The organism is Mesorhizobium sp. CU3, from assembly GCF_006442965.1.
Taxonomy (GTDB): Bacteria; Pseudomonadota; Alphaproteobacteria; order Rhizobiales; family Rhizobiaceae; genus Mesorhizobium.
On record NZ_VFWX01000022.1, the window covers coordinates 1 to 14,464 of the forward strand.

General features: G+C 64.2%; 13 protein-coding genes. 6 read left to right on the forward strand and 7 right to left on the reverse strand.

Translation table 11 applies throughout. From position 1 onward, the window contains the following. Positions 1-247 precede the first annotated feature (247 nt). Positions 248-1,306: a dipeptidase gene (locus tag FJ988_RS26735; protein ID WP_140821647.1), complete on the forward strand. Its 1,059-nt coding sequence runs from the start codon at positions 248-250 to the stop codon at positions 1,304-1,306. 10 nt (positions 1,307-1,316) lie between these two features. Here FJ988_RS26735 and FJ988_RS26740 read toward each other — a convergent pair whose 3' ends face one another. From FJ988_RS26740 to FJ988_RS26755, 4 genes are read right to left on the reverse strand one after another with little or no spacing between them, the layout of a single operon-like run. Continuing rightward, positions 1,317-1,571 carry a hypothetical protein gene (locus tag FJ988_RS26740; protein ID WP_140821649.1) on the reverse strand — a complete coding sequence of 85 codons (255 nt, stop codon included), beginning with the start codon at positions 1,569-1,571 and terminating at the stop codon, positions 1,317-1,319. Positions 1,572-1,573: 2 nt separating this feature from the next. Then, a complete protein-coding gene (locus FJ988_RS26745) occupies positions 1,574-2,833 on the reverse strand; it encodes an aminomethyltransferase family protein (RefSeq protein ID WP_140821651.1) in 1,260 nt (419 codons plus the stop codon). 2 nt (positions 2,834-2,835) lie between these two features. Continuing rightward, a complete protein-coding gene (locus tag FJ988_RS26750) occupies positions 2,836-4,410 on the reverse strand; it encodes an NAD(P)/FAD-dependent oxidoreductase (RefSeq protein WP_140821653.1) in 1,575 nt (524 codons plus the stop codon). Beyond that, on the reverse strand, positions 4,397-6,016 hold the full coding sequence (locus tag FJ988_RS26755; RefSeq protein ID WP_140821655.1) for an NAD(P)/FAD-dependent oxidoreductase: 1,620 nt from the start codon (positions 6,014-6,016) through the stop codon (positions 4,397-4,399). The genes FJ988_RS26750 and FJ988_RS26755 overlap by 14 nt, the downstream gene beginning before the upstream one ends. Before the next feature lie 255 nt (positions 6,017-6,271). On the opposite strand from FJ988_RS26755, the gene FJ988_RS26760 reads away from it, so the two are divergent. From FJ988_RS26760 to FJ988_RS26780, 5 genes are all read left to right on the forward strand, one after another. Continuing rightward, positions 6,272-7,066, forward strand: coding sequence for a class I SAM-dependent methyltransferase (locus tag FJ988_RS26760; protein WP_140821657.1), 795 nt, complete (start codon positions 6,272-6,274; stop codon positions 7,064-7,066). A 6-nt stretch (positions 7,067-7,072) separates the two neighbouring features. After that, positions 7,073-7,759: a transcriptional regulator BetI gene (betI, locus tag FJ988_RS26765; RefSeq protein ID WP_140821659.1), complete on the forward strand. Its 687-nt coding sequence runs from the start codon at positions 7,073-7,075 to the stop codon at positions 7,757-7,759. A 48-nt stretch (positions 7,760-7,807) separates the two neighbouring features. Then, positions 7,808-8,890, forward strand: a complete 1,083-nt coding sequence (locus tag FJ988_RS26770) for an ABC transporter substrate-binding protein (protein ID WP_140821661.1) — start codon at positions 7,808-7,810, stop codon at positions 8,888-8,890. Positions 8,891-9,253: 363 nt separating this feature from the next. Next, entirely contained in the window at positions 9,254-10,330 is a 1,077-nt protein-coding gene (locus FJ988_RS26775) for an extracellular solute-binding protein (RefSeq protein WP_140821663.1), read from the forward strand. Then, positions 10,327-11,625, forward strand: coding sequence for a flavin monoamine oxidase family protein (locus tag FJ988_RS26780; RefSeq protein ID WP_140821665.1), 1,299 nt, complete (start codon positions 10,327-10,329; stop codon positions 11,623-11,625). The genes FJ988_RS26775 and FJ988_RS26780 overlap by 4 nt, the downstream gene beginning before the upstream one ends. On the opposite strand, the gene FJ988_RS26785 is transcribed toward FJ988_RS26780, so the two are convergent. From FJ988_RS26785 to FJ988_RS26795, 3 genes are read right to left on the reverse strand one after another with little or no spacing between them, the layout of a single operon-like run. Continuing rightward, complete coding sequence (locus tag FJ988_RS26785; RefSeq protein ID WP_140821876.1) at positions 11,589-12,662, reverse strand: ABC transporter ATP-binding protein; 1,074 nt, start codon at positions 12,660-12,662, stop codon at positions 11,589-11,591. The two genes, FJ988_RS26780 and FJ988_RS26785, sit on opposite strands and share 37 nt — an antisense overlap. 37 nt (positions 12,663-12,699) lie before the next feature. Next, positions 12,700-13,521 carry an ABC transporter permease gene (locus FJ988_RS26790; RefSeq protein ID WP_140821667.1) on the reverse strand — a complete coding sequence of 274 codons (822 nt, stop codon included), beginning with the start codon at positions 13,519-13,521 and terminating at the stop codon, positions 12,700-12,702. After that, a complete protein-coding gene (locus tag FJ988_RS26795) occupies positions 13,518-14,435 on the reverse strand; it encodes an ABC transporter permease (protein WP_140821669.1) in 918 nt (305 codons plus the stop codon). Before FJ988_RS26795 ends, FJ988_RS26790 begins: the two co-directional genes overlap by 4 nt. Between the last annotated feature and the right edge of the window lie 29 nt (positions 14,436-14,464).

The following is a 14,464-nucleotide window of genomic DNA, read 5'->3' on the forward strand; positions in this document are numbered from 1 at the left end:
GGCAAGCACCTGGTCCGTGGCACCCTCAACAATGCACGATTCCAAACACACAAGGGGTGTTCCAGCGGAGTGAGACGCTGGCGTTCCCTGGAGCACCCCTCATCCGTCGCCTTCGGCGACACCTTCTCCCACAAGGGGAGAAGGGAAGCTCTTCGCATTTGCGCCGCCCGGTCATCTTGCCTAAGTTGGTGGTTCGCTCGGACGAAACCCGTCGTCCCGCCCGTCACCGAATTGAATGGCTTCCCTGATGACCGATACCGACTTGATCCCCGTCTTCGACGGCCACAACGACACGCTCCTGCGTCTCTACCAGTCGAAGGACGCCGATGTCGAAAAGCTGTTCATCGAGGGGACGCCGGGCGGCCATATCGACCTGCCGCGCGCCAAGAAGGGCGGCTTCGCGGGGGGCATGTTCGCGATCTTTCCGCCGCCGGTCGAGAAATCGAAGCGCAGCGCCGTGCCGCCGGCGCCGAGCGATAACGAGCCGCTGCCGCCGGAACTGCCGCAGGCCGAGGCGATCCAGTCCACCATCGGCATGGCCTCGATCCTGTTTCGGCTGGAGCGCGCCGGCGCGCTGACCGTCTGCCGCAGCGCCGGCGATGTCCGCACGGCGATGGCGAAGGGCTCGATTGCCGCCGTCTTTCATATCGAGGGCGTCGAGGCGATCGACCCGGAGCTTGCCATGCTCGACGTGCTGCATGCCGCCGGCCTGCGCTCGCTGGGCATCGTCTGGAGCCGGCCGAACGCCTTCGGCAATGGCGTGCCGTTCCGCTTTCCCTCCTCGCCCGACACCGGCCCTGGTCTGACGGACGCCGGCAAGGCGCTGGTCAAGGCCTGTAACAAGCTGAAAATCATGATCGACCTGTCGCATCTCAACGAGAAGGGTTTTCGCGATGTCGCTGCATTGAGCGACGCGCCGCTGGTCGCGACCCATTCCAACGTGCATGCGATCTGCGGCCATTCGCGCAACCTGACCGAATGGCAGCTCGGCGCGATCCGTGAGTCGGGCGGCATGGTGGGCCTTAACTTCGCCACCGGCTTCCTGCGCGAGGACGGCCGCATGAACGCCGATACAGGCCTCGACATCATGGTGCGCCACATCGATTCGCTCCTGCAGGCGCTCGGCGAGGACAGCATCGGTCTGGGTTCCGATTTCGACGGCGCGATGATCCCGGCGGTGATCGGCGACGTCGCCGGCCTGCCGAAGCTCATCGACGCGCTTGCAGCGCGCGGTTTCGGGCGCGCGCTGATCGAGAAGATCGCTTATCGCAACTGGTTGAGCGTGCTGGAGAGGACGATAGGGTGAAGCGCGCCTACTACGCGTAGCTCATGCGCTTCAGCCATTCCTTGCCGACGCCGCGGTCGCGGATGATCGGCAGGGGATTTTCCGCGTCGAGCCGGGCGCAGATACGGTAGACCTCCAGCGTCTCGGCATTCATCTCGCCGCGCTTGAAGAAGAACATCGCCGCCGCATAGCGGGTGCGGCCGGACCACATCTCGCCGAGCGGCGTGTTGACCAACTGCCACTGCTCGGCGGCTTCCGCCGCCGTGTCGAAATCTTCACTTGCCATCCTCAAAAATCCGACGGCGGGTTGGCGGTGCGGCGGTCGAGCTTGATGAAGGGCCGCTGCACCACTTTCGCCTTCTTCATCAGCTTCTGGTACTGCAGCTCGCGCATGGCGTAAATCTCGACCCAGAGGTCGTCGACGATGGTGTCGCCATAGGGTCGCTTGAGCGAGGCAAGCGCAATGTTGCGCTTGGCCATGGGCGACCACATCGCCGCACTCACCAGCCCGACCTCCTGGCTTTTGCGATAATAGACGATGGCATGCTCGGCCGGGATGTTGCCTTCGATCTCCAGCCCGACCAGGACATGCCGCAGCTTTTTCTTTGCACGAGCTTCGAGGATGGCGCGGCGGCCGTTGAAATGGCCTTTTGCCGGGTCGATCATGAAGCCGAGGCCGATCTCGTCCGGCATGCGCAGGCGGTCGGTTCGGATGGCGTGCTCGGACGTGGTGAAGTCGGCATTGGCGACGATCAGGCCAGCTTCCAGCCGGGCGCGGTTCAGCGCCGTGTAACCGATGGCTCGGATGCCACGCAATTCGCCCGCCGCCATCAGCCGGTCCCACAGGCTCAGCGCCTTGTCGGCCGGCACGAACAATTCGTAGCCGAGATCGCCGGTGAAGCCGGTGCGCGAGATCGTCACGGTCGCGCCGTCATGCGCGAATTCGGCAAGATCGAAAACCTTCAGCCGCTCGACGCCGGCGAAACCGGCATCGCGCAGGATGGCGAAGGAGGTTGGGCCTTGCAGGGCGAGGCCGGCGACGGCCTCGGTCTCCTCCTCGACGCTGACCTCGTAGCCGACGGCGCTGTCGAGCAGCCAGGGCAAATGCCGCTCCTGCGAGCAGAGGCGAAAGCGCGTCGGCGACAGCCGGAACAACGTGCCGTCGTCGAGCACGAAGCCCTCGTCGTCACACCAGGCGGTGTAATGGACGCGGCCGGGTTTCAGCTTGGTCACGTCGCGCAGCGTGACGCGATCGAGATAGGCTTCGGCGTCCGGGCCTTCGATCCGGTATTTGGTCATCGGCGAAATGTCGAACAGCGCCGCCTGGCTGCGGATGGCGAAGTATTCCAGCTCCTCGTCCCACAGCGAATGCGGCGCGCGGTAGCCGGCCCAGCTGTACCAATCCTGCTTCAGGCCGAGCGCGTCGATACGCGGCTGGAACGGCGTGCCGAGCCGCAACGTGCGAAAATGCGATTGCGCGGCTGTGCGGGCGTCGAGCGCCGTGTCGACCTCGGTCTCGACGAGCTTCTTCCTGGTTGCCTGTGCCATGCTCATGCCCTCATCGCGATGATGCGGCGCGCGGCGTTGAGGCCGGGTGCGCCGGAAATGCCGCCGCCCGGATGCGATCCGGCGCCGGCGAGGAACAGTCCTTCGAGCGGCGTGTCGTAGCCCGACCAGCCGGAGACTGGTCGCGAGATCAGCATCTGGTCGGCCTGTAATTCGCCATGGTGCCAGTGGCCGCCCGGCATGCGGTAGCGGGCCTCGATGTCGGCTGGCGTCAACAACTCGGCGTGGCGCACGCTCGCGCCGATGCCTGGCGCATAGGTTTCGAGCGCACCCATGATCGCCTTGAGGAATTTCGGCTTGCCGGTCGTCCAGCCCTCTCTCAACGCATAGGGTGCATATTGCACCACGGCCGAGAGCACGCAGGCGCCGGACGGCGCGAGAGATGGATCGGCCAGGCTGGGCAGCGTGATCTCCATCACCGGCTCGGGCGAGAACTCGCCATATTTCGAAGGGTTGAAGGCGCGCTCGACATGGTCGGGCGAAAGCGCGATGACCAGGCGGCCCTTGTGGCCGGCGGCATCGACGCCGGCGAATTGCGGCGGCCGATCGAGCGCGAGGTGCAACTTCGCAGCATCGCCCTTCATGCGGATGTTTTTTACCTTGCGCACGAAGCCGGTGTCGACTTCGCGCGGCCCGACGAGGTCGAGGATCGTCGTTGCCGGATTGATGGCTGAGACGACGGTCTTTGCCCGCAGCGTCTCGCCGCTTTGCGTGACGACGCCGACGGCGCGACCCTTCTCGACGATGACCCGGGCGACCGGTGATGCGGGGCGGATCGAAACGCCGGCCTTCTCCGCCGCCGCGCGGATCGCCGCGACGACCGCGCCCATGCCGCCTTTCGGCTGCATCTGCGCGCCGGCGAGGCCGCCGATCTCGCCGGCTAGCCGGTAATAGAGGCCGAGCAGCGAGGTTGGCGAGCGCGGCCCGAGATGCGAGCCCAGCGTCGCGTCGAAGGCAAGCAGGCCCTTCAGCCGGTTGTCGGACAGCTGCTCGTCGAGCAGGTCGTAGACGTTCATCAAAAGCACGCGCAGGAAGTCGCGCATGTCTTCCTTGCCGAGCTTCTTCAGCGCCAGCGCCGTCTGGCCGAGCCCGGTCATCTCGGCGAGCGACAGACCGCCAAGGTCCGGCGGCCGGCGCGCTAGGAACGGCTTCAGTATGCCGGCATAGCGCAGCAGCTGGGCGCGCAATTCCTTCCAGGCGGACTGCTCGGAGGGGCTGGCGCCGGTCAGCACCTCGCCATAGGCGCCGTGCAGCGTCAGCGGGCCGTCCTTCGACAGCGCGACCGACGGCACCAGATCACCGCGCTCGACCGTCAAGCCGTGGCGTTCCAGCTCAAGCGTCTTCACCACATCGGGATGCAGGCGATTGAGGAGATGCGCGACGGCCGAGACACGGAAGCCGGGCGCGAATTCTTCGGTCCGCGCGGCGCCGCCGACCTCGTTGCCGGCTTCGAGCAGCAACACCTTGCGGCCGGATTTGGCCAGCGTGGCGGCGGCGACGAGGCCGTTGTGGCCGCCACCGATGACGATGGCGTCCCAGTTCAAATCAGATGACGTCATGGGCGGGGCTCATATGCAGGGTTGGCTTGGCGAGATCGCGCAGGATCTCGGCGGCGGCGTTGCGTCCGGGCGCGCCCATGACGCCGCCGCCCGGATGGGTGGAGGAGCCGCACATATAGAGCCCGCCGACCGGCGAGCGGTATTGCGCGTAACCCGGCACCGGGCGGTTGAAGAGCAACTGGTCGAAGGTGAGTTCGCCCTGGAAAATGTTGCCCTCGGTAAGGCCGACCTCGGCCTCGATCTCGCGCGGGGTGCGCACCTCCATATGGACGATGCGATCGCGAAAGCCGGGCGAATATTGCGCGATCTGCGAGATCACGCTTTCGGCGAAGCCGTCGCGGTCGGCGTCGGTCCAGTCACGACCGTTTATCTTGGGCGGCGCGTATTGCACGAAGCAGCTCATGAAATGCTTGCCCGGCGGCGCCATGGTCGGGTCGAGCGTGGTCGGGATCATCATGTCGAGGAAGGGATCGGCCGACCAGCGTCCGGCCTTCCAGTCGTCATAGGCACGCTCCATGCGCTCGATGGAATCGGTGAAGTGCATGTCGGCGCGGTAGACCGGCGAATCCTTCGGCAGAGCCGGGAATTCGGGCAGCGAATCCAGCGCGATGTTGACCTTGCCGGACGAGCCGCGAATCTTGAAATTCCGTACGCGGCGCAGGAAGATGTCGGGCAGTTCCTTCTCCTCGACCAGCTTCAGGAAGGTGCGCTTGACGTCGGCATTGGAGATGACGAGTTTGCCGTAGATCTCCTCGCCGTCGGCGAGAACGACGCCCTTCGCCTTGCCGTTCCTGATCAGCACATGGTCGACCTCGGCGCCGGTGCGGATGGTGCCGCCTGAGGCCTTGAAGGACGCTGCCAGCGCCTTGGTGACGGCGCCCATGCCACCGCGCGCATAACCCCAGGCGCCGACCGAGCCGTCGACCTCGCCCATATAGTGGTGCAGCAAGACATAAGCGGTGCCGGGCGACATCGGCCCGAGCGCGGTGCCGATGATACCGGAGAGCGCGAAGTTCGCCTTGATGACGTCGGTTTCGAAATACTCGTCGAGGAAGTCCGAGATCGACATCGTCCAGAAGCGCAAGGTCAGCGCCATCTCCTCGGCCGAAAGTCCGGCGAATTTCTTGCCGAGATAGAGCAGTTCGCCGATGTCGCGCGGCCTGAAACTGGTCGGGTCGGGCGCGGTGCGCATCAACAGCGGCTGGATGAAGCGGCACTGCCTGGTGACGTCACGCGAATAGCGGTCATAGCCCTCGGCGTCGCGTTTCGAGAAGCGGGCGAACTCGCGGCGATGCGCGTCGTGGTCACGGTAATTGGCGAGGTAATCGCCGTCGCGCGTGAACACCGCGCCGCCTTCATAGGAGATGACCTGCAGGCCGAAGCGCGGCAGCTCCAGGTCGCGCATGATCTCGGGCCTGAAAAGCGAGCAGACATAGGAGCAGTTCGAGTAGAGGAAGCCCGGCGTCAGCTCGCGGCTGGTGGCCGCGCCACCGACCCATTCGTTCTTTTCGAGAACCAGCACGTCGAGCCCGGCGCGCTGCAGATAGCAGGCGTTGACCAGGCCGTTATGGCCGCCGCCGATGACGATCGCATCCCACGCCTTCATGTGCGCTCACCCTCCATTCGGCTTTCCCTATCTTGTTGTTTTTGTGCAATTCCGGCCGGAAACCCGCTTCGCGCATTTCCTCGGATTGTTCGGGGCTATCTGTTCCCTGATTGGACGAATTTGGCACGGATCACGGATTTTTGTCCAGCCATTTTGAATGAATGTTCAACAAATGGTGTTGCGTTTTGCCGTTGATGCGCTAGGCTTTGCCGGCATTTCTGGACTGATCTTTAGGCTTTGGGGGCCCAGGATCCGATGATCGAAACGGCTGACGCCGAGCCGGAATATGACGACACCGCCATCCGCTTCCTCGAAGCGCTGTGGGGCGAGGGCTACCTGTCGCCGGGCGGTCCGGACGAGGTCGACCGCGTCGTCGAAGGCTTGTCGCTCAAGGGCAAGACCATCCTCGACATCGGCTGCGGCGCCGGCGGCATCACGCTGCACCTGGCGGCGCGGCACGGCGCGGCCCATGCCATCGGCTTCGATGTCGAAAAGCCGGTGATCGAGACGGCGCGGCGTGGGGCGGCTAGGCAAGGCCTCGAAGACCGCGTCAGCTTCGTCCAGGCTGCGCCAGGACCGCTGCCGTTCACCGACGCGTCCTTCGATGTGGTCTTCTCCAAGGACGCGCTGCTGCACGTGCCCGACAAGGACGCGCTGTTTGCCGAAATCTTTCGCGTGCTCCGGCCGGGCGGCGTTTTCGCGGCGTCGAACTGGATGATCGGGCATGACGGCGAACCGTCGCGCGAGATGAAGGCCTATGTCGCGGCCGAAGGGCTCTCCTTCGCCATGGCCTCGCCGGCGCGCTATGCCGAGGCGATGCGGCGCGCCGGCTTCACCGACATCACCATACGCGACCGTAATCCCTGGTATCGCGAAGTCGCGCGGGAGGAACTGGCGCGGCTCAAGGGACCGCTCTATGCCAAGGCTGCTGCCGCGGTCGGCGCGGCCTATGTCGACAAGAACATCCACACCTGGGAGGCAATGCAGAAGGTGCTTGACAGTGGCGAGCACCGTCCCACTCATCTGCGCGGTTGGAAGCCGGTTGGATAGCCGGCAATGCTGGAGACCGTCACGCTTATGAAGACAGCAGAGGCGACCGATAACGTCCCTGAATCGACGCGCAAAGGCGACGCCGAAAAGCGCGGCCGCAAGGCTTCGAAAGAGGTTAGGCAGTTGCAGCTGATCGAGGCAACGATCGATTCATTGGCCAAGCGCGGCTATGCGGAAACGACGATGGCCGATGTCGCCGATGGCGCCGGCCTGTCGCGTGGCATCGTCAACTTCCATTTCGAGAGCAAGGAAAAGCTGCTGATCGCCACGCTGCAGCACATGTATGACGAATATTCCGCGCATTGGCGCGCCTCCCTGCAGAAGGCGGGCGACGATCCGGCGCGGCAGCTGCAGCAACTGGTGTGGGCCGATTTCGACCGCTCGATCTGCAACAAGCGCAAGCTCGCGGCGTGGCTGGCTTTCTGGGGCGAGGCCAAGTCGCGGCCCACCTACCAGGCGCTGAGCAGCTCGCGCGACAATTACTACCAGCAGGTCTTCATCGATCTCTGCGCGACGCTGAAGGAGAGCGGCGGTTACAGCTATGAGCCCCAGGTCATCGCGCTGGCGCTGTCGGCCATGCTGGAAGGGCTGTGGCTGCGGCTGATGATGGGCACCGAGGACACGACGCGCGAGACAGCCTTGCAGGCGGCCAATGCCTTCTTGGCCGCCGCCTTCCCGAAACACTACGGTTAGCAACAGCCGGCCGCCAAGACCGGCAAGACCAAAAGAGGATGGAGCAGCATGAAAAATCTTAGCCGACGTCTGACTTTGACATTGGCGCTTGGGAGCGCGCTAGCGGCTTCGGCGGCGGCTTTCGCCGTTGCCGCCGACAAGGACCTGATCGTCTTCGACTGGTCCGGCTACGAGGACCCGAGCTTCCATCCGAAATATGTCGAGAAGAACGGCGACTCGCCGACCTTCGCCTTCTTCGGCGACGAGGATGAGGCGTTCGAAAAGATCCGCTCCGGCTTCAAGTCCGATCTCGGCCATCCCTGCTCGCAGAGCGTGGTGAAATGGCGCGAGGCCGGGCTCCTGCAGCCGCTCGACACCTCCAAGATCGCCGGCTGGAAGGATCTCAATCCGGGCATCATGGCGATGAAGGATCTCGCCACCACCGCCGACGGCAAGGCCTGGTTCATGCCGTGGGACTGGGGCAATACGCAGCTGACCTACAATTCCGACAAGATCGCCGAGAAGGACGTGCAGTCGCTGAAGGCCTTCGCCGATCCGAAGTATAAGGGCCGGGTGTCGATCGGCGACAATGTCGACGACGCCTATGCTCTTGCCAGTCTCGCCATCGGGCTGAAGGACTGGACCAAGATGACCGACGAGCAGTTCAAGCAGGCGTCCGACTTCCTGCGCCAGGTGCACAAGAATGTCCGCTCCTACTGGACCGACACCACCGACATCGTGCAACTGCTCTCGGGCGGTGAGGTCGATCTCGCCTGGGCCTGGAACGATGCGACCGTGCAGTCGGTCAAGGCCGGCGTGCCGATCAAGTCGAAGAAGGACACCGACGAAGGCATCTCGACCTGGGTGTGCGGCTATGTGCTGTTCAAGGATGCGCCTGGCAACATCGACAAGGCCTATGACTATCTCAACGCCGTCAACGATCCGGAAGTCGCCAAGGTGCTGGTCAAGGACTGGGGCTACGGCCAGGCCAATGCCAAGGGCATGGCCGGCGTCGACCAGGCTATCCTGAAAGAAAAGGGCTATGACGACGTCGAAAAATTCGTCGACAAGACGCTGTTCCAGGCGCCGGTGCCGTCGGCGCTCAAGCTCAAGATGATCGCCGAGTTCGAGAAGATCAAAGCCGGCTATTGAGGCTTGTTTTCGAGCCTTCGCCGAGTGCCGAAATTTCTCCGCCGCCTCATAAGAGGTGGCGGGGGGTTCGGTGAGGCGTCTGGAAAATGGGTGGCGGTGGCCAAGAAGTTTGAGGAACGCAAGAACGAACCCGTGATCTGTCCGTTCTGTGAGGCCGCCGCTCTCACCATCCACGACGTACCTCTCAACAGCAAGGGCGGGTACGAGCGATGGATGCACTGCCCGAGATGCCAGAAGAGAGCCGAGTTTTTAGTCGGCCCGCTTGGTTTGGACTAAGTCAGCCCTAAAAGAGGCGGGCTCGCCAAAACTGGGGAATCCTCCTAACCTCCCTCGATGTTTCCGAAATGGGGGAGTTTTCGCGTCATGGCATCCATCATTCGCCGTCTTGCCCTCGCCGCCGCGGTCACCGTCGGCGCCGGCGCCGCCCATGCGATTGCCGAGGGCGGCGGCGATCTCGTCGTCTTCGACTGGTCGGGTTACGAGGACCCGCTGCTGCATCCGGACTACACCGCCAAATACGGCGCCGAGCCGACTTTTTCCTTCTTCGGCGACGAGGACGAGGCGTTCGAAAAAATGCGCGCCGGCTTCAAGGCCGATATCGCGCATCCCTGTTCGCAAAGCGTGGTGAAATGGCGCGAGGCCGGCCTCTTGCAGCCGCTCGACACCTCGAAGATCGCCGGCTGGAAGGACCTCAATCCCGGCATCATGGCGATGAAGGATCTCGTCACCACGGCCGACGGCAAGACCTGGTTCATGCCGTTCGACTGGGGCAACACTTCGCTGCTCTACCGCACCGACAAGGTGAGCAAGGAGGAAGCGCAGTCGCTGAAAATCTTCGCCGACCCGAAGTTCAAGGGCCGCGTCACCATCGGCGACAATGTCGACGACGCCTATGCGCTGGCGAGCCTTGTCATCGGTCTCAAGGACTGGACCAAGATGACCGACGAGCAGTTCAAGCAGGCCTCGGCTTTCCTGCGCGACGTGCACAAGAATATCCGCTTCTACTGGACCGACGACACCGACCTCAACCAGGCCTTCAGCGGCAACGAGGTCGACCTGGTCTGGGGCTGGAACGAGACCTTTGTGACGCTCAAGGGCCAGGGCATGCCGATCGAGATGAACCGCGACACCAAGGAAGGCATCTCGACCTGGGTGTGCGGCTATGTGCTGATGAAGGATGCGCCCGGCAAGCGCGACCAGGCCTATGATTTCCTCAGCGCGGTCAACACGCCGGGCGTCTCGGAGTATATGGTGAAGACCTTCGGCTACGGTCATGGCAACAGCGCCGGCATGGCAGCGATGGACCAGAAGCTGCTTTCCGACCGCGGCTTCGACAATCTCGACAAGTTCCTCGACAAGACGTTGTTCCAGCAGCCGGTCTCGCCGGATCTCAAGCAGCGCATGGTTGCCGAATTCGAGAAGATCAAGGCCGGCTATTGAGCAGCGCATCCCTGAAAACCGACGTCACAATCGTCGGCGCCGGCTTCACCGGCCTGTCGGCCGCGCTTGAGTTCAAGCGCGCCGGCATCGACTTCGTCATCCTCGAAGCGCGCGACCGCGTCGGCGGCAGGGTCGAGGCTGTCCGCAACGGGCTCGGCGAGCTGATCGACAGCGGCGGCCAGTTCTTCTGCGTCGACATGCCCGAGTTGATGGCGCTGGCCAAGGCGCATGGCAAGGAATTCGTCGAGACCTATATCGAGGGCGAATTCGTCACCCATCCGTCGATGACGCCGGTCAGGGCCGAGCGCACCTACCATGTCTCGATGGCGATCCGCGAGCGCATGAACAAGATCGATCCGGACGATCCTGCGATCGCCGCAATGACCGTCGCCGACTGGCTGGAACGCCAGCAAGACGAGGCCGATGCCAAGGCAGCCTTCCGCTCGCTGGTCGAAGGCTTGTGGTGCCTGGCGGCGGACAAGGTGCCGCTCTGGTACCTGATCGACAATGACCGCCGCATCACCAACGAGGTGTTCGAGCTGCAATATTTCCTGCGCGACACCATGCAATCGCTGGCCGAGGATATTGCCGCCGAACTCGGCGATCGGCTGCGCCTGGGCGAAGCGGCGACTCGGATCGAGCGCGGGCCACAGGGGGTTCGCGTCACGACGGCCAGCGGCACGATCGAAGCGCGCGAGGTGCTGATCGCTTTGCCGCCGGCGACGGCCGCGAAGCTCGATTTCGCGCCGGCTTTGCCATCCGATCTGGCGAAGGCTCTGAGCGTCTGGGAGAGCGGCGCGGTGATCAAGATCCTGGTGCGCTACGCCCGACCGTTCTGGCGCGAGCATGGCTTGAGCGGCATGGTCATGTGGCGCGACATGCCGGGACTGTTTGCCTGCGACGCCAGCAAGGATGCCGAACACGCAGCGCTGATCGTCTTCATCGGTGGCCCCCTGGCGCTGCGCTGGCGCGAGCTTGGCGATACGGCATTCCAGGCGGAAGTGACCGCGAAGCTTGTCGATGCACTCGGCGCGGAGGCGGGCGACGTGATCGATTTCAGTCCCCGCGACTGGGCGCATGACCGCTGGAGCGGCGGCGCCTATAGCGACCTCATCGTCGATGTGACGGCACGGGATGCCGAGCGCACCATCCTCGCCGGCGCGCCGCATCTCCATTTCGCCGCTTCGGAAGTCTCGCCGTCGTTCCCGGGTTATGTCGAAGGCGCCATCGTTGCCGGCCGCATCGCGGCCGCCAAGATTCAGTCGGCCATCGCCACCAGAGCCTCCGGGTCGTAGCCGAGGCGGATCGAGGTGCCGACCGGGATATCGTCGGCGCCGAAGTCGTTGGTCTCGGTCACCGAAAGCGGCTTTTCCAGCCCGGGTATCTCGACGATCAGATGGGTGATCTCGCCGAAATAGTGGCGCTCGACCACCTTGCCGGCCACTTCGAATTTCGCCGTCGCATTGTCCCACAAGACGCGCAGGCGTTCCGGCCGGATGCCGAGTGTCGCCTTGCCGCCATTGCGCACGAAAGCCTTCGGCTTGTCGGTCTTGACGCGGCCGAAACCCAGCGTGTCGAGCACCAGCGAGGCGCCGTTCTCCTCGACGATCTCGGCCTTGACGAAGTTCATGCCGCCGAGGAAGTCGGCGACCTGGCGGTTGACCGGGCGCTGGTAGATCTCCTTGGGCGAAGCGACCTGCGCGATGCGGCCGCCGAACATCACCGCGATGCGGTCGGACATGGCCAAGGCTTCGTACTGGTCATGCGTGACCAGCACGAAGGTGATGCCGACCGCCTGCTGCAGGCGGCGCAGTTCGACCTGCATCTGCTCGCGCAGCTTCTTGTCGAGCGCGGAGAGCGGCTCGTCGAGCAGCAGCACCTTTGGCCGCATGACCAGCGCACGGGCCAGGGCCACGCGCTGGCGCTGGCCGCCGGAAAGCTCGGTGGCACGGCGCTTGCCGAGGCCGGTCAGCGAGACTTGCGCCAGCGCTTCCTCGACACGGCGCTTTTCCTCGCCGGCTGCGAGCTTCAGCCGCTTCAGCCCATAGGCCACATTCTGCTCGACATTGAGATGCGGGAAGATCGCATAGCTCTGGAAGACCATGTTGGTCGGGCGGCGGTTGGGCGGGATGCCGTCCATCGGCTGGCCGCCGACAAGGATGGAGCCGCTGGTCGGATTGTCGAAGCCGGCGATCATGCGCAACAGCGTGGTCTTACCGCAACCCGAAGGGCCGAGCAGCGAGAAGAACTCGCCTTCCCGGATCGCCAGCGAGGCATTGTCGAGTGCCTTGAACGATCCGTAGCTGCGGGTGACGTCGCGGATCTCGATCATGGTCCGCTCGGATTGGGTACGCTCGGTTTGGACCCGCTCAAGCATAGAGGCCTCCCTCGTTCTGGGTGCGTCTCGCCGCGCGGCGGCGCAGGATTTCGGCGACAGTCATCAGCACGAAGGACGCCAGCAGCAGCAAGGTGCCGAGCGCCAGCACGCCGGGGAGTTTGGCCGCAAAGCGCAGCTGGCCCCAGATGTAGATCGGCAGCGTCGCTTCAGTGCCAGTGAGGAAGAAGGCGATGATGAACTCGTCGAGCGAGATGGTGAAGCAGACCAGCAGGCTGGAGATGATCGCCGGCGCCACCATCGGCAGCGTCACCCGCCGGAAGGTGCCGAAGGCGCTCTCGCCGAGGTCGGCGGACGCTTCTTCGAGGCTGCGGTCGAAACCTTCGAAGCCGGAGGTGAGCACCGTCATCGAATAGGGGATACAGACCAGCACATGGCCGAGCACGACGGTGAACAGCGACAGGCTGAGGCCGAGCTGCAGCATGACCAGCAGCATCGAGATGGCGACGATCACCTCCGGGAGCACCAGCGGCGCCATGATCAGCCCGTTGATGGCGCGGCGGCCGGGATAGCGGTAGCGGGTGATCGAACGCGCCGCGAGGATGCCGAGCACCGTCGACAGGATCGCAGCCGAGATGCCGACCAGAAGGCTGTTCCAGGTGGCGTCGATCAGCGCCGGCGTTTTCGGCAGGTCCTCGTACCAGTGCAGCGTGACGCCGGAGAGCGGGAATTTCGGCGTCGCCGCCGTGTTGATCGAGAAGATCGGCAGGAAGATCACCGGCAGGTAAAGGAACAGGATGTAGAGCGTGGCATAGCTCGACAGCCATCCGGGCAGGAAACGTCTGATCGCCGTCATCGCGCCAACCTCTGCAGAGCCCGGATGATCAGCACCGTGGCGCCGGCCATCAGCGAGACGATAACCATGGTGGTGACGGAAAGAGCCGCACCGAGCGGCCAGTTCGCCGCCTTGCCGAACTGCGCCTGGATGGCGTTGGCGATCATGACACCGTCCTTGCCGCCGACGAGCTTCGGCGTGACGTAATCACCGACCGTCGGGATCATGACGATGAGCGCCGCAGAAATGACGCCCGGCGCCGACAGCGGCAAGGTCACGCGCAGGAAGGAGCGCAACGGCCCGTCGCCGAGATCGGTCGCCGCCTCGACCAGCGTGCGGTCGACTTTCTCCAATGACACGAAGATCGGCAGGATGGCGAAGGTCGCCCAGGCATGGGTCAGGGTGATGATGACGGCGGTAGAATTGTAAAGCAGCGCATCCGACGGTTCGCTGATGATGCCGAGGCCCATCAGGCCGGAATTCAAGACGCCGTTATAGCCGAGGATCACCTTCCACGACATCACGCGCAGCAGGTAGCTGGTCCAGAACGGGATGGTGATGAGGAAGAGCCACAGGCTCTTGTGGCGGCCGCCGTGGAAGGAGATGAAATAGGCGATCGGGTAGGCGAGCACGACGGTGAGCAGGCTGACCGTCAAAGAGATGTAAAGCGAGCGCCAGAGGAGGTCGCGGTAGATCGGCTCGGTCAGCGCGATCCGGTAGTTCTCCAGCGTGAATGTGTGGTCGATGGTGAGGTAGTTCTGCGTCCAGAAGGAATGGGCGATGACGACTAGGATCGGCAGGACGAGCAGAATAAGCGCGTAAACGAAGGTCGGGCTGATCAGCGCAAAACCCTGCGCGGCTTCCGATTGCAGAAGGGGACTTCGTCTCGGCCCCGCCGCGCGTAGCGCGGGCGACCCTTCCGCCGCTGCCGTCATTGCAGCGCTCCGGGCGTGATTTCGGTTGC